The sequence below is a fragment of the Comamonas halotolerans genome (assembly GCF_030162935.1).
Lineage (GTDB): Bacteria > Pseudomonadota > Gammaproteobacteria > Burkholderiales > Burkholderiaceae_C > Comamonas > Comamonas halotolerans.
The window spans coordinates 72811-87286 of sequence record NZ_JASAUZ010000034.1 but is presented as its reverse complement, the minus strand read 5'-3'; the positions used below and the strand labels follow the sequence as shown (position 1 = coordinate 87286).

The 14476-nt window shown below is 55.0% G+C and carries 15 protein-coding genes and 1 pseudogene; 6 read left to right on the top strand and 10 right to left on the bottom strand.

Annotated elements, in window-relative coordinates; all coding sequences use genetic code 11:
• Positions 1 to 106 precede the first annotated feature (106 nt).
• The 3 genes from QEP11_RS13300 to QEP11_RS13290 all read left to right on the top strand — a co-directional run bounded on the left by QEP11_RS13300 (position 107) and on the right by QEP11_RS13290 (position 3301).
• On the top strand, positions 107 to 1204 hold the full coding sequence (locus QEP11_RS13300) for a YeeE/YedE thiosulfate transporter family protein (protein ID WP_284337137.1): 1098 nt from the start codon (positions 107 to 109) through the stop codon (positions 1202 to 1204).
• Positions 1205 to 1219: 15 nt separating this feature from the next.
• On the top strand, positions 1220 to 1387 hold the full coding sequence (locus QEP11_RS13295; protein ID WP_284337136.1) for a hypothetical protein: 168 nt from the start codon (positions 1220 to 1222) through the stop codon (positions 1385 to 1387).
• A 264-nt stretch (positions 1388 to 1651) separates the two neighbouring features.
• Positions 1652 to 3301: a methyl-accepting chemotaxis protein gene (locus QEP11_RS13290; protein ID WP_284337135.1), complete on the top strand. Its 1650-nt coding sequence runs from the start codon at positions 1652 to 1654 to the stop codon at positions 3299 to 3301.
• A gap of 76 nt (positions 3302 to 3377) precedes the next feature.
• Here the strand turns inward: QEP11_RS13290 and QEP11_RS13285 are convergent, their stop codons facing one another.
• Both QEP11_RS13285 and QEP11_RS13280 read right to left on the bottom strand, forming a co-directional pair.
• Positions 3378 to 4916, bottom strand: a complete 1539-nt coding sequence (locus QEP11_RS13285; RefSeq protein ID WP_284337134.1) for a tripartite tricarboxylate transporter permease — start codon at positions 4914 to 4916, stop codon at positions 3378 to 3380.
• Positions 4907 to 5473, bottom strand: coding sequence for a tripartite tricarboxylate transporter TctB family protein (locus QEP11_RS13280; RefSeq protein ID WP_284337133.1), 567 nt, complete (start codon positions 5471 to 5473; stop codon positions 4907 to 4909). The genes QEP11_RS13285 and QEP11_RS13280 overlap by 10 nt, the downstream gene beginning before the upstream one ends.
• Positions 5474 to 5683: 210 nt before the next feature.
• On the opposite strand from QEP11_RS13280, the gene QEP11_RS13275 reads away from it, so the two are divergent.
• Entirely contained in the window at positions 5684 to 6118 is a 435-nt protein-coding gene (locus QEP11_RS13275; protein ID WP_284337132.1) for an RNA-binding S4 domain-containing protein, read from the top strand.
• 163 nt (positions 6119 to 6281) lie between these two features.
• The gene (locus QEP11_RS13270; protein WP_413788739.1) at positions 6282 to 7088 is read left to right on the top strand and encodes a DNA/RNA non-specific endonuclease; all 807 of its coding nucleotides are present in this window, start codon (positions 6282 to 6284) and stop codon (positions 7086 to 7088) included.
• A gap of 75 nt (positions 7089 to 7163) precedes the next feature.
• Here the strand turns inward: QEP11_RS13270 and QEP11_RS13265 are convergent, their stop codons facing one another.
• Positions 7164 to 7784: a LysE family translocator gene (locus tag QEP11_RS13265; RefSeq protein ID WP_284337130.1), complete on the bottom strand. Its 621-nt coding sequence runs from the start codon at positions 7782 to 7784 to the stop codon at positions 7164 to 7166.
• 121 nt (positions 7785 to 7905) lie between these two features.
• Between QEP11_RS13265 and QEP11_RS13260 the strand changes: the two genes are divergently transcribed.
• Positions 7906 to 8361, top strand: coding sequence for an Lrp/AsnC family transcriptional regulator (locus tag QEP11_RS13260; protein ID WP_284337129.1), 456 nt, complete (start codon positions 7906 to 7908; stop codon positions 8359 to 8361).
• 99 nt (positions 8362 to 8460) lie between these two features.
• On the opposite strand, the gene murI is transcribed toward QEP11_RS13260, so the two are convergent.
• The 7 genes and pseudogenes from murI to QEP11_RS13225 form a co-directional block, all read right to left on the bottom strand.
• Positions 8461 to 9333 (bottom strand): glutamate racemase, encoded by an 873-nt coding sequence (murI, locus tag QEP11_RS13255; RefSeq protein WP_284337128.1) that lies wholly within the window; start codon positions 9331 to 9333, stop codon positions 8461 to 8463.
• A gap of 138 nt (positions 9334 to 9471) precedes the next feature.
• Entirely contained in the window at positions 9472 to 10155 is a 684-nt protein-coding gene (locus QEP11_RS13250) for a c-type cytochrome (protein WP_284337127.1), read from the bottom strand.
• Positions 10156 to 10451: 296 nt separating this feature from the next.
• Entirely contained in the window at positions 10452 to 10979 is a 528-nt protein-coding gene (locus QEP11_RS13245; protein ID WP_284337126.1) for a hypothetical protein, read from the bottom strand.
• Positions 10980 to 11251: 272 nt separating this feature from the next.
• Positions 11252 to 11659, bottom strand: coding sequence for a hypothetical protein (locus QEP11_RS13240; protein ID WP_284337125.1), 408 nt, complete (start codon positions 11657 to 11659; stop codon positions 11252 to 11254).
• Between the two features lie 118 nt (positions 11660 to 11777).
• Positions 11778 to 12845: a YcjF family protein gene (locus tag QEP11_RS13235; protein WP_284337124.1), complete on the bottom strand. Its 1068-nt coding sequence runs from the start codon at positions 12843 to 12845 to the stop codon at positions 11778 to 11780.
• Positions 12846 to 13253: 408 nt separating this feature from the next.
• Positions 13254 to 13577: a hypothetical protein gene (locus tag QEP11_RS13230; protein WP_284337123.1), complete on the bottom strand. Its 324-nt coding sequence runs from the start codon at positions 13575 to 13577 to the stop codon at positions 13254 to 13256.
• A gap of 317 nt (positions 13578 to 13894) precedes the next feature.
• Positions 13895 to 14301 (bottom strand): annotated as a pseudogene (locus QEP11_RS13225) (transposase); the annotation flags it as partial.
• Positions 14302 to 14476: the final 175 nt, after the last annotated feature.

The window sequence follows — 14476 nt, the reverse complement described above, 5'->3', positions numbered from 1 at the left end:
TTGGCACTTGCAAACACTTTGCATGAAAGCCTGGGCATATGAAGCATCGCTGTAGTGCATGCTAACCGCTCTGGCTGAACCTATTGATAAGAGAGGCAGTCTTCTAATGAAGCGATTACCTTTGGCCATCCTCATGGCCGTTTTCTTTGCCTGGCTGTTGTGGTCAGTATCTGTGCGCCAGGCGGCACTGTTCGCTGTGGGTATTGGCCTGGGTGCCGTGCTGGCAGGCAAGCGCTTTGGCTTTACGACAGGCTGGCGCATGCTGGTGGAGCAAAAAGACCCATCTGGTGTGTTCGGCCAACTCTTGCTGCTGGCACTCGCTGCCTGCATGGCCATGCCGCTGCTGGGCCACTTCCCTGAACTGACCGCAGCACTGGGCCCTCCCAGCGTGAGCCTGATCGTTGGAGCCTTCGTGTTTGGTCTGTGCATGCAGATCGCTGATGGCTGCGGCAGCGGCACGCTGTACAAGGCAGGCATGGGCATACCGATGAATACGGCCATCCTGCCCGTGTTTGCCATCGGCAGCTTCCTGGGCAGCGTGCATCTGGGCTGGTGGCTGGACCTGGGTCGTACCGCTCCGGTTGGCCTGGTCACCGAATGGGGCTGGGATGTGGCCCTGGCCGCCACATTGGCAGGCTTGGCGCTGGTTGCAGCCGCAGTGAGCTTTTACTGCAAGCGTTTCAACCTGAAGGCTGGGCTTGCACCCAAGCCTCTATTTGTACGCAAGTGGATAGTCGGAGCCATCTTGCTGGCATTGTTGGCCACTGCCAATCTGGTGATCGCCGGTCAGCCCTGGGGGGTGGTTTACGGCTTTGGTTTGTGGGCGGCAAAAATTGCCAACACCACTGGCATCATGGATGTGGGCAGCACCTGGTTCTGGAGCCAGCCTGGCAATGCAGCTCGCCTGACCGAAACAGTGCTGCTCGACGTAACCTCCATCACCAACATCGGTATTTTGGCCGGTGCCCTGTGGGTGAGCGCCAACAATCCCGCCAATGCCAAGCCTCTGAGCGGTACACAATGGGCGGTGGCGCTGGTGGCTGGCCTGGTTCTGGGTTACAGCTCTCGCCTGGCATTTGGCTGCAACGTGGGGGCCATGTTCTCCGGCATCTCTACAGGTTCTATCCACGGCTGGATATGGGTACCGCTGGCATTTGCCGGCACCATTTTTGGTTTGCGCATCCGCCGCCACTTTGGTTTTTAAGAAAGGACGCACACCATGCAATCAAACACTGTGCTGCGCACTGCGTTCTGGGTGGTACTCGTGGCCTTTCTGGCCTGGGACTTCCACACTTCCAAACCCGTTGATCTACGCTTTGAAGCGCCCTTGATTGCTGCTGGCTCAGGTCAGGCCGTGCAAGGGGGTCATTGCTCCATGCCAGATTGATTCCAACAGCTCCCCTTGAAAGGCCGCTAATGCGGCCTTTTCTTTTGCGCTCCAGCATTGGATATCCACGTCAATCGCAGCCACCGATACCTGCACGATGTTCGCCTGCGCGACCCAAAATTTGTAACTTTATAAATACATCATTAACAATCTGCCACAATTTCGGCCATGTAAGCGCTGAAGACCATGGGTCAGACAAGCACTCATGCACACCCTCCAGAAGTGCAGATTTTTTAAAAAACACAGGGTTTAGACATGCAAGCAATGAGGAATCTGAGTATTCGCACCAAGCTATGGCTATTGGTTGCGGGGTTGTTGATACTGACAGTCAGCATCACTGCCGCACTGGTTCACCAACTCAATACCAGCAACCAGCGTTTGGCGAACATCTACGAAAACAACGTAGTACCCATGCAGCACCTGAAGCTGATCTCTGACAGCTATGGCATCAAGCTGGTGGAAATCAGCAACAAAGTCTACAACCAGCAAATCCTGGCGGAATCAGGCAAAGATGACCTTGCGGCCATTAAAGCCAATGCGGAAGCGGCATGGAGCGCCTATCTGCAAACAAACATCATGTCCGAAGAGCAAGAAGTGGTGAACCGCGTGGGTACTTTGATAGAAGCTATCACTCCCCGTATCAACGATTTGCTGCGCCTGTTTGAGCAGCAAGACCACGACTCCTTGGGCTCTTTCATCGAATATCGACTCTTCCCCAGCGTCAGCCCTCTGGCTGCCAACTTGCATCAGTTGACCACCATGCAGGAACAACAGGCCCACCTTGCCTATGAAGAAGCGCAGACCGCCCTCAAGAGAACCTTTACCCTGGCAGCAGTGGCTCTGGCTACACTGCTGGTGCTGGCCTTTATCGGCGCTACCTTAATTATCCGCACGATCACCCGCAATCTGGACAGTGCTGTCCGAGTGGCCGAAACCGTGGCCCAGGGCGACCTGAGTTCACACATCGAAGTCACCTCCCGCGATGAGCTGGGTCGTTTGATGCAGGCTCTGCAAAGCATGAATAGCAACCTGATTGGCATCGTCAACCGCATTCGTGAAAGCAGCGAATCGATTGCCACGGGCTCCACTCAAATTTCCACCGGCAATAACGACCTGTCACAACGCACAGAGGAGCAAGCCAGCAACCTGCAGCAAACTGCAGCCAGCATGGAGGAGCTGACCTCCACGGTTCGCCACAACACCGACAACGCGCAGCAAGCCACCGCTTTGGCTCGTGATGCAGCACAGACTGCGAGCCAAGGCGGTCTGGCGATGGAGCAGGTCACGCGGACCATGGAAACCATTTCTGCCAGTTCGCGCAAGATTGCCGACATCATCGGCGTGATTGATGGCATCGCGTTTCAGACCAACATCCTGGCACTCAACGCTGCCGTGGAAGCTGCCCGCGCTGGCGAGCAAGGCCGGGGATTTGCTGTAGTGGCCGGCGAGGTGCGAGCCTTGGCTGGTCGCAGCGCGGAAGCCGCCAAAGAGATCAAGCAATTGATCCAGCAAAGCGTGAACCAGGTCAGCGAAGGCACCCGCCTGGTCGATATGACGGGACAAACCATCCAAGACGTGGTGCGCCAGGTGCAGGGTGTTTCAACCCTGATTCAGGAAATCAGCAATGCCAGCCAGGAGCAAAGTCAGGGCACCAGCCAGGTCAGCGATGCGATTGCACAGCTTGACCAGGTCACCCAGCAAAACGCTGCCTTGGTGGAAGAAAGCGCTGCGGCAGCCCAGAGCCTGAGCCATCAGGCCTCAGAGCTGAACCAATTGGTCGCCACATTCAAAACTGGAGCGCACACCGCAGCAGCAGTGCATGCAACAACACCCCAGTTGGCCCCAGCGCCTGCGGCACCCAGAGCCGTTGCAACTTCAATAGCACAAGCAGAAGAGCCAATGATGCTCCACTAAGACTCAGCAACGCTCACAGCAAAAAAGGCCTTGGCATTCACCAAGGCCTTTTTTGCTGAACACGGATGGACGACAGTCAATGCTGCTGTTGTTCTTCCAGCGCCATCGCGCGCGCTTGGGCCATGCGGTAATTCGCCCACCGCTGCAACAACCGAGGCACTACCACCAGCGCAATCACAATCAGCAACAGCATCAACGAAATGGGCCGTTGAACAAAAATTGCCCAGCTCCCGTTGCCCACCGCCAGCGCTTGGCGCAACTGCACCTCGGCCAACGGCCCTAGTGCCAGGCCCACAACCAACGGTGTCAGCGGAAAATCAAAGCGCCGCATGACCACGCCCAGCAGCCCCATGCCGAAGAGCAAAAACAGGTCACCCACCCTTTGGCGCATGCCATACACCCCAGCCGTGGCCAGCACCAGCATGGTGGCATACAACTGCGGACGAGGAATGCGCAGCAACACCGTCCACATACGCACCATCGGCATATTCAGCACCCACAACATCACATTGCCGATAAACAGCGAAGCGATCAGTACCCACACAAAGCTGTGTCCACTGGTGAACCACTGTGGTCCAGGCTCGAGCCCATAGTTATGGAATGCTCCCAGCATGACCGCCGTGGTATTGCTGGTGGGAATACCCATGGTCAGCAAAGGAATCAACGCAGCAGTCACCGTAGCATTATTGGCAGCTTCGGGCCCCGCCACTCCTTCAATGGCACCTTCGCGGCCAAACTCTGCACGGTATTGCTCACGCACCACGTAGCGCTCGGAGGCATAGCTCAGATAAGTTGGCATATCAATGCCGCCTACGGGCACGCAGCCAAAAGGTGTCCCAATCATCGTGCCGCGAAGCCATGGACGCCAGGAACGTTTCCAGTCCGAGCGCGACAAGCGCACCCGCCCCACGGTATTCAAGGTGACACGGGCATGCCCTTCGTACATGGCTGCATGCAACACCTCAGCCACCACAAACAAGCCTACCGCCACCACCACCATGTCAATGCCGTCATGCAGCAACGGCAAGTCTGCCGTCAGGCGCTCCACACCACTGACCGTTTCTTTGCCCACACATGCCAGAGCCAGCCCAATGAACAGGGCCGTCATGCCACGCAAAGTGCTTTTACCAATGGCTGCGCTCACCGCGCCCAACGCCATGACCATCAGCATAAAAATCTCTGCAGGCCCCAGCTTTCGTGCCACATCGGCCACCCAGGGCGCTGCCCAAACTACAAACAGTGCAGCCAAAGTGCCTGCAACGAAAGAGCCTATCGCTGCCGTAGCCAGTGCAACCCCTGCCCGCCCGTTAAGCGCCATGCGATTGCCCTCCATAGCTGTGACCATGCTGGCACTTTCGCCGGGGGTATTGAGCAAAATCGATGTGGTGGAGCCGCCATACATACCGCCACAGGCAATGGCGATAAAGAAGATAAAGGCCTGGGTGATATCCACATGAAAAGTCATGGGCAACAGCAGCGCCACCGCCACCGATGGTCCAAACCCCGGCAACACACCCAGCGCCGTTCCCAGTACACATCCAGCCAAAGCCCAGGCCAGGTTCTCCGGAGTGCTGGCCACCAGCAATCCCTGCCACAAAGCCAGCATCACTTCCATATCGACCACCCTGAGGGCAATGCAATGCCCAGAATACGCGTAAACACCCCATAGACCGCTGCCGCAATCAGCAACCCAATGGCAATATCCGATAGCAAGCGCTTACCACAAACCTGACAATGCGGCTGAGCTGCCAAACGCAGGCCTTGCAACGCAAACACATAGCACAGTGCTGCAGCCACGATGAAACCACTGAACCGGACCAACAATGCACTCAGCAGCAACCCGGCACTGACCCACACCCAAGGCATTATTTGCACGCCGACAAGCCCCAACAGCGTTTCCGAATTGCGCCAGCCCCCATGGCGCGCCTCCCACACCAGCCACAAACCACACAGAAATAGCACGCCTGCGCATAACCCTGGCAGCAAGCGTGCACCACCGTCGATAAGTTGCTCCTGCGCTGGCAGCAGCCAAGTTCCCCACGCCAGCACCAATGCCACCAATGCCACAACCACACCTACGCCGGTTTGCCATGCTTTGCCAGGTGATGTTTCTGGAAGCCGCCCGTCTTCCTCAAGTGCCTGCACAGGCACTGCTGAGTCTTGCTTTGTCATGTCTCGCACCTTCTTTGTGATTGTGTTGCCAAGTCAGCCAACACAAAGGCTGCCACCGGCTGCCAGGTGCTGTTCTGCGCAGGATCAAGCTTGTTTGGCAAGCCGCATCATCCCGTTCATCGGCACATCTGCAGTCGGTAAAAACCCGCATTTTTGCGCCAGGCAGCGCGATGGAATACCCATCGTTTGCGCATCAAGCAAAATATGTACATGAGTGATATTTCTTCCATGCGACTGGATAAATGGCTGTGGGCTGCCCGCTTTTACAAGACTCGCAGCTTGGCAGTGGAGCAAATCAACAAAAACAGGGTGACCGTCAATGCAGCGTCAGCCAAGGCATCACGCGAAGTTCGCGTAGGAGACACTATTGCCCTGCGCCAAGGCGATGTGCCCAAAACCGTCAAAGTGCTTGGCTTGAGCGCCATTCGCGGGCCAGCCCCTACGGCGCAGCAGCTTTACCAAGAAACCGCCGACAGTGTGGCACTGCGCGAGCAACTGGCGGAACAACGCCGCCTTGCGCCAGAGCCGGCCAGCACCATTGCTTTACAACACGATGGACGTCCCAGCAAGAGGGACCGTCGCCATATTGAACGCGCACGCAACCAGTGGAATGACCGCTGGAGTGCCAGCATGGACGACAACTGACAACTGAAACACAGACATGCACTTCATGTCTGCCTCAGGGGGCAGTGCGCTGTGTAGATGCATGAAGAGATAACCGTTCATCGGAACTTTTACTCAAAAGCTGCTCCAATCCCTGCTATTGATTTGTGAACATCAACCTTAAAGGTTGCAAGGGATTCCAGTGATTTTTCAAAAGTTCTCAGCGCGCAGTGCACGCGCTGTAGCAGCATCCATCGTAGGTGCAGCGTTGCTCTCGGCTTGCTTGGGCAATGCATCTCCCAAACCCACGGCCGCGCCAGCAAGCAATGCGGCAAGCACCGCCTCAGCACACGCAGCTTTCCAGGATTGCCGACAGTTTTTTGCAGCAGGGCAACCACCTGCAGTCGCACCACAAGCCAAGCTCCGAGACCTGTGTTTTGAGGCTTTTGCCATCATGCACAATGGCAACACACGCACCCCCATGTTTGTTGCCCAGCGCATGAACCGTGCTTTGGTCGCCGATGCCGATGAAAAGCGCAGCGACAAGTTCTATGCCGATGCCCGCTTGCCCAGCACCGAGCGTGCAGAGCTGAGTGACTACAAGCGCTCAGGCTATTCACGTGGCCATATGGCTCCCGCCGCAGACATGCCCAACTCCACAGCCATGGCACAAAGTTTTTCCCTGGCAAATATGGTTCCCCAGTCCATCAAGCAAAACGGCGGCCCCTGGGCTCGCATTGAAAACGACACACGCCTTTATGCGGGCCGCGCCAAAGGGGATGTGTTCATCATCACCGGCCCGGTGTATGAGACCAATCCAGTCACCATAGGCAGCAACCAGGTGGCTGTACCTGCCTATTTGTACAAACTGGTGTATGACGCCACCACCAACCGCGCCTGGGCGCACTGGCAACCCAACCAGGACAATGCAAAAGTGACCAAGCCCATCAGCTATGCGGAGCTGGTGGAGCGCACGGGCATTGAATTTCTGCCGGGAGTGAAACCCCAGTGACCATCATTGTGCCTACCATTAGCGCTCAGGAGACCGGTGACTTTTTGTAGGTGCTGCATTGGATACAACACCAGCTTACACAACTGGTGCTGTTTGCAAAATGCGTTCCGCCAGCAGCATGATGGCGATACCTACCATCAATACTCCCGACAGCCGTGAAACCCACTGGGCTGCAGTAGGTCGTGCGCCCAATACATGCCGCGAACCCAACCCCACCCCCATATAGACAACCGCACAACTTGCGGCATGCAACACACCTAAAACCACAATTTGCACATTCACAGGCCACTGTGCAGTGTGTTGCACGAACTGGGGCAGCAACGCCAGCAACAGCAACAGTTGTTTGGGGTTCATACCACTCACAAAGGCACCTTTCGCCAGCCAGTGCCAAGGCGTATCGCCAGTCTGCCCCTGCGCAACACCAGCCTCTGAAGGACGAAGTAGCATGGAAATTCCCAGCCACAGCAAATACCCAGCCCCCAGCCCTGTGATAACCGTTAGCACCATCGGATGCTCGGCGACTACGGCTCCAACACCTGCTGCAACTGCCAAAGTGGCCAATATGGCTCCGAGCGCGAGCCCAGAAACTGCAGGTGCCACTTTGGAGCGTCCTCTCAGCCCCGCCGAAATGGCATACGCCCAATCAGCACCCGGCGTAATCACCAATAACAAAGAAACAACCCAAAAAGCAGCCATTGCAGACACTGACACCACACACCCACATGGTTTTGAATATGCAGCAAGGATATGAAGAGCACCAGAGAATGTGCTTCCAATAAATCCCTCAAAAAATCCCAATTGAGGGAAAATCCACCCCATGAATGCCTTGGATCGAAAAATTCTTGCCGAACTAGAAAATGACGGGCGTTTAACAGTGACCGAACTGTCCGAACGCGTAGGTCTGAGCGTCTCCCCCTGCCACCGCCGGGTGCGGGCGCTGGAAGAGTCTGGCGTCATTCGTGGTTATCGGGCACAACTGGATGCCTCAGCCCTTGGGCTGGAGTTTGCGGCACTGGTCTTTGTCACACTCACTGGCAGCAAAGCCGTAGCGGAGTTCGAGGAAGCTGTGGCGTTACTGGAAAACGTGGTGCAAGCCCAGCGCCTATTTGGCGAGCCTGACTATTTGCTTCACGTGGTCGCGCGTGACTTGCCCGCATTTCAGCGCTTTTACGACGAGCGGCTGACAGCCCTGCCAGGCATGCACCGCATGACATCCACCTTGGTGATGAAAGAAGTAGTGGCACACCGTCCGCTCACGGCAGCAATGGATTGACTGTGATGAATCTGACCCTGCACACCCGATGCAGCCTTCTGCCAAGCTGGGAACACTGACACTGCACGCCACATGGAGCGAATGAAACTCCTCTGGCTCTTAGACCTTCACCTCGCTACAACAACTGCCGGGTACATCCAACCAGCGCCACGCCGCTGCTTGCAGTGCTGACAAAGCGCCTGTTGTCATCAAGCGGATTTGCGCAGCCTGCGCATAGGCGCCGGTCGGCGCATTCATAGACTCTGGTGGGGATAGCATCTGCGCCTTGTCCAGCAAGCGTCGCGTCTGCCGCGCTACAGCAGCCCCAGTGTCTATGAGCTGCACATCCGGCCCCAGAATTGCGCGCAGTTCCTCCTTGATAAAGATGTAATGCGTGCACCCCAGCACCAGCGTATCCATCTCCCCTGTCTTTAAACCGAAGGCGCCCAAAGCAGACAGGTAACGTTTGCACAGTGTTTCAATTTCTGAGCCATCTGCGATGGTCTGTACCTGCTGCTGGGTGCTTTGCTCAATTGCACGCGCCAAGCCATCACAGGCCTGCACATGAAAGTGCACATGCTGACCATAATCAGCCTGCAGTTTTTTGAAGCGACGACTCTCCACAGTTCCGCGCGTGGCAATCACCCCCACATGATGGGTTTGGCTGGAGGCAGCAGCCGGTTTGATCGCTGGCTCAACGCCTATCAATGGCAACTGTGGCATGGCAACACGTAAGGATTCCACCGCTGCCGCTGTAGCGGTATTGCAAGCGATCACCAACGCTTTGATGTCATGCTGCTTGGTCAGGTGCTGCGCAATGGCATGGGTACGCTCCGCCACAAATGCATCGCCACGCTCACCATAAGGTGCATTGCCGCTGTCTGCCAGATAGACGAAGTTTTCATATGGCAATTCGTGGCGCAGTGCTTGCAGCACGCTCAAACCTCCAATACCGCTGTCAAAAACGCCAATTGCCGAAGTCGCCAAAGTCATGATGGGAAAAAAGGTCTCGCAAGAAGAGGTGCCAAAGAGGCAAGTATGCGCTTGTGCTGACCGGCTATGCAGTCCCATAAACAACAAGCCCCTGCGCACTGATGTCTTGCAGGGGCTTGTTGTCGGGAAAGCAAAGCATTACGGCATGCTTTCCAGATAGCTGGCCACCGCACGAATATCCTGGTCATTCATGACCTTGGTGACAAAAGCCATGTTCGGATCGGAACGTACGCTACTGCCGTCGCGATAGCGCTTCAGTGTGAGATCTACATACCCTGCGTGCTGTCCTGCAATGCGCGGCAGCCGCTCATTGCCACGGCCATCTGCGCCATGGCAGTTAAAGCAGATACGCTCGTAATAGGCCTTGCCCTTGGCATGCAGCGCGGCATCTTTGGGAGCGCGTGAAGGCGGCTGCTCCTTTTCATAGAAAAGCACCATCCCGACCATCTCATCACGATTCATGGCTCTCAAGATACCTTCCATGAACTCATTTTTGCGCAGGCCTTGTGAAAACTGGCGGATTTGTTCCACCAGATAAGCAGGATTTTGGCCATCCAGATAAGGCACCTCCAAAATCGCTTGACCGTTCTGGTTTCCGTGGCAATTGACACACACTGCAGCCACTTTTTTACCCAGTACGTAAAGTTTTTGCTCAAGTTCAGGACTTGATTTCGCCTCCAGCAACCGAGCCTGCAGTTCAGCTTGAGAAATGTTTTTTCCCTGTTGCGCATAGGCTGCTTGCCCAAGCACAACTGACAGCAGCGCTACGTTCAGCACGGTTTTGAAGCAAAAGTGCAAAGGGGCAAGAAAACGCAAATGCATGGGAAGATCCAGGGCCAATAACAAGATGTAACGCCTTCATTATCTGTACATCTTTGCGCTTTACCAGTCATCGCGACAAGCTCACCAAAGCTTGATCTAGCACCTTGCCAAAGCCTCCAAAGCGCGCTCTCTCACTGCGCACTGCCACAAGACTGCACTCAGCCTCATACCACTACCCAAGCACGCTGTTGCACGCACACTCCCGCTTTGACTTGGCGCAACCAGCTACGTCGCAATGCCCTGGCTGTAACAGGCAACCAGCTTCTGCCAGACTCCTGCCCCGCGCTCATACACACTCATTGCGACTTTGGAACTGCAAGGCGCAAGCTAACCACATCTTTCCCAAAAAAACTCCGCTGCACCTGCAGCAACGCCGGCATGGGTTCGGACGGCAACTCGTCATAGCTTTCACTGTCAATGCAGAACTCAAAGAACATATAGCGGATGTCTTCCACCTTGAGTTGATAGCGGCAACTGTAGCGCCCAGAACTCCTGTAGGTTTTCACCATGGCAGGCTCCTGCACTTGTACCGACCATAGCTTGGTGATCACAATCGGCAAAGTCTGCGCCACATTCATCCAGAAAATCAAGACCATGAAAGCTATGCTGCCCACACCCAGCAGCACGCGCTTGACCGGCCCTGCTCCCAGCCATGGACCAGAAGGAGCCCATTGCCCCTTGCGGTAGAAATACCACATGCCCAGCAATGCGCCCAGCGTAAGCAGCGCCACCACCACCCAGGACACTTGCTGCCAGCGCGCACTCGGCACAAAGCTACGCACAAACAGCATGGGCACCATGGCACCCAACATAGTCACCACCATGCAACTGATGACCCATTTTTGTCCGCCAGTGGCATCATGCTGCCAAAACCAGCGCTGCCAACCTCTTTTACCCTCTGCTGCCATAGTCCTTTTTCTTTGAAATCGATGCGCACCTCAGCGCATGCTTCTCACGCAGCAACAGCTGTACCCATGGAGCGCGCTGCGCACTGGCGCGAAATCTGCCAAGCAAAATCCCGCGCACATCTTAGATGCAGCTAGCCCATGAGCGTAGAGCATTTACGTCAGCTCACATGTTCACAGCACTCTCAGCGCTAAGCCACAAGTGCCGCTTTACGGCGAGCACGGATATCCAGCCCCCAGCCCATCAGCGCACCCACAGCGGCAGGCACAAGCGCCATTAAAGGAATCCAGACCACGGCCAGGCCGTTTTGCACATCTGACACGCGATCCACACTCGCATGCGACCACAACGCAAACCCCAGCCCCAGAATGCAGGAGGGCCACATGGCATGAGGGAAACGGTACAACCAAGTCAACCCCAGCAAAGGCAGCCACAAAACGGCCCCAAGGGCGAATAAGAAAAGATTCGCAGTGAGGCCGTAATGCCAATATCCCGCAGCATCGCCCGCCAGATAAGGCAAGAACACTCCCAACCCTACAATCGCCAGACGCACCATGCGCCATGTGCGTTGAAAAGGCCGGGAACTAGAAGTTGGCATGGCAATTCTCCTGGCAAGGTAGCGCACTCTATAGGGCACATCCAAGAAGCCGTGCACGTCATCTAGAAGCAGGATGGCTTCATGTCGGCACACAAGACATCAGCTACCAACCTATGTTTCAGCCACCGCGCACCATGGACAGGATTTTTGCAGTGTTCAAGCCTCTTGCAGTCTCCTGTATCTGAGGCATATAACGCGCCTGCAGTTGACGCCCATCCTGCATCACGTGTTGATAGGCATCCTTGAGCATGTCAGTGCTCAAAATACGCCCACCTGCGTAGTACTGGTTGGCCACATGGCCCAAAGCATAGGTGCTGGCAAAGCTCATGCCACTGCTCACAGCCTGTTTCCCCAGCCCTCCTAACAACCCTCCCCCCAACTTGCCGAGCAAACCACCCAGCAATTTGCGCCCAGCCTCCTCCAGGTACTGCGATGTCAGCCCCACCCCCAGAGTTGCCAGCAAATCTTTGATGTGGCCACGGTCCAGTTCATAGCCATAGCTTTGACCGATTTGGTAAACCAGACGCATCTGCAGCGGAATGATGGCCAGCGTAGACAAATTCTCGGGCAGCAATTCAATGGCACCGTTCAGGATGGATACCTTCAAGATCTTGCTGTCCATCTCCTGCACAGACAATGTGCCTGAGCGCTGCTGTGCTGCAGTCTGGGGCAAGCTATCGACAGCCTGCGGATGGGGCACATTGGCATCTGCTGGCAGATGAACCACCGCTTCCGGCGCATCAGCCACCTGCACGGGTGCATCAGCCACGGCATGGGCCTGCGCATCAAACTGGGTATATGCAACATCCACGGGTGCAGTCGTAATGGCCGCGTTTGTTGCTGGCGAAGCTGCTGTCCCCGAGCCCTGCGCCAGCGCCTGTCGCAGCTGCGTTAAGAACGACTCCTCTTTCGGGCTGGTATTCCCGTCTGCGTCGCACACACACACTGACATTTCATAGGCCAGCTGACGAGATTCTGCGCTTTGCAGCTGCGCCACTGCAGACTCCATATTCACGCGCCGCAGCAAAACATCCTGGTACAGGCCTGGCAGATTAATGGACTGATCACCTGCCAGGCCCTCTGCCACTTGGCGAATCTGCTCGCGTTCACGATCATGTTTTTCGCCGTCGGCAAACGATGCCAGCAAACACAGGGTCAGAGTGGCTCGAATTTCATCGTGTGTCATGCAGTGTTCCAAAAATAAGGGAAAGCGAATCTGAGTCAGTCACACAATGAAGGTTCCCCCATCTCTTTTCAAGGCCCAGCCGAAGCTACATGCTCTGCACTGGCATTACCTGTTGGGAACGTCTTACAGCAAAAAAAGGAGAAAAATTTTTCGCAATTATCCGTGGTTGCGGCGAAGAAACAGACCACATGACGAAGCAAACTACGCATGTACTATTGGATAGCTTACTGTGTCAAGACCTATTACAGACAGCTCCCTAGAAGAGAGCGGAGGAAAATTTATTCTCAAAGTAGTCGATTATAGGAAAGCTATTGACTAAAATCCACCAACCTTGCCTAATTAACTCCAATTCCACGCAATACACTGTCGACTTCCATTGCCATATTCAACATATTGCTCTTCAGTGCATCATAAATAAATACCTAAAATAAAAAAACCCATCACGCTAACTTGCGCCCAGAAAAACATCCCATACGGCAATAGCATACCTCGAGAAGCCCAACGCCAAAGTTGTGATGGATGTTGAGCACCACAGCGCCAAACCGCGAGAGTACAGAAAACAAAATAAAGTCCACAAACCAATACTGCGACAAAAAATATAAACAGCAATTCTAATTTCTCATTTAAATTAAATATCCCAGTTTGTACTGAAATCAAGCCAAACATCAGTATTAACAGGAATAGTCCCAGTAGCAGGTGCCCCCCACAAAAAGCAACCAGAACGCCTTCCATAGTGGCTGGCTACCATGCAGAAAACTCCGTCGATGCCTAAAAGGCGCCGAATCAACTTCAATCATATGTAGGCTCCAAAAAGCATGTATATTTGTGCGAATGGTCAGTAGTAATATTGAAGTGAATCAAATCATCTGTATCTTCAACACTGTCAGTGTCCCGGATGATTGGCTGCTTAAAAACAAGCGACCTGTGCTTCATGGCCGAGAGGTGATAAAGGTGGTTCTGGCAACATGGCAGGCATCTGCCAAGGATGCTGCCATGAGGATTGCCCTGCACAAAAACGCAGCCACACGCTTGGCATTGCAGCAATGCTAGCGGCACTGGCGACGGCGCACAGCCTCATGCTTTCTGCACTTCCTCTCGCCTACGCCCAAACACTTGATCCCTGTTGAATCCATCAGCAGGAGCAGTCCTGATGAACTGCATGTGTAAGGCACCTGCAAATTCAGATCAAGTTGTCGTCTGCATCGTGTGCTGAAGTCTGGAACTGACTATGTAATGCCACACAGTTGCCGCACCGATTGCACCATCCAAGTGGTTTGTCTGAGCGCCAAACCAAACAGGTGCTTGAGCGGCCAACAAAATTGAGTCGCTGCATCCGAGAACTTCAGCTACGCCCGCGTTTGCCGTTGTCAGCGGCAAACCAGCACATGCGCTTAGCCAGCCATACCGTCAACGAGTCTCGGGCTTTTAGGCAGGCGTTGTATTGCTTCCAGTGCGAAGCTTACAGGACGGACTCATGCACCAAGCCTACAACTTGGCGGACAAGCTTTTTGCAACAACGCCTGTCCACCCTTTACACCCCTCACAGGAACGACGCAAGCAGATCTTTGCAGAGAAAGAACTGCTGCATCTTCTTCAGAAACTCACGCTTTAGGCCCGGATGCTTCTGCCTC

Bases quoted from the DNA above. Each gene is read 5' to 3' on its own strand.
- QEP11_RS13275 (WP_284337132.1), top strand. From the start codon at position 5,684: ATGAGTGATATTTCTTCCATGCGACTGGATAAATGGCTGTGGGCTGCC.
- QEP11_RS13300 (WP_284337137.1), top strand. From the start codon at position 107: ATGAAGCGATTACCTTTGGCCATCCTCATGGCCGTTTTCTTTGCCTGG.
- QEP11_RS13245 (WP_284337126.1), bottom strand. From the start codon at position 10,979: ATGGTGGTGACTATGTTGGGTGCCATGGTGCCCATGCTGTTTGTGCGT.
- QEP11_RS13240 (WP_284337125.1), bottom strand. From the start codon at position 11,659: ATGCCAACTTCTAGTTCCCGGCCTTTTCAACGCACATGGCGCATGGTG.
- QEP11_RS13290 (WP_284337135.1), top strand. From the start codon at position 1,652: ATGAGGAATCTGAGTATTCGCACCAAGCTATGGCTATTGGTTGCGGGG.
- QEP11_RS13265 (WP_284337130.1), bottom strand. From the start codon at position 7,784: ATGGCTGCTTTTTGGGTTGTTTCTTTGTTATTGGTGATTACGCCGGGT.
- QEP11_RS13260 (WP_284337129.1), top strand. From the start codon at position 7,906: ATGAATGCCTTGGATCGAAAAATTCTTGCCGAACTAGAAAATGACGGG.
- QEP11_RS13250 (WP_284337127.1), bottom strand. From the start codon at position 10,155: ATGCATTTGCGTTTTCTTGCCCCTTTGCACTTTTGCTTCAAAACCGTG.
- QEP11_RS13295 (WP_284337136.1), top strand. From the start codon at position 1,220: ATGCAATCAAACACTGTGCTGCGCACTGCGTTCTGGGTGGTACTCGTG.
- murI (WP_284337128.1), bottom strand. From the start codon at position 9,333: ATGACTTTGGCGACTTCGGCAATTGGCGTTTTTGACAGCGGTATTGGA.
- QEP11_RS13285 (WP_284337134.1), bottom strand. From the start codon at position 4,916: ATGGAAGTGATGCTGGCTTTGTGGCAGGGATTGCTGGTGGCCAGCACT.
- QEP11_RS13235 (WP_284337124.1), bottom strand. From the start codon at position 12,845: ATGACACACGATGAAATTCGAGCCACTCTGACCCTGTGTTTGCTGGCA.
- QEP11_RS13230 (WP_284337123.1), bottom strand. From the start codon at position 13,577: ATGGAAGGCGTTCTGGTTGCTTTTTGTGGGGGGCACCTGCTACTGGGA.
- QEP11_RS13280 (WP_284337133.1), bottom strand. From the start codon at position 5,473: ATGACAAAGCAAGACTCAGCAGTGCCTGTGCAGGCACTTGAGGAAGAC.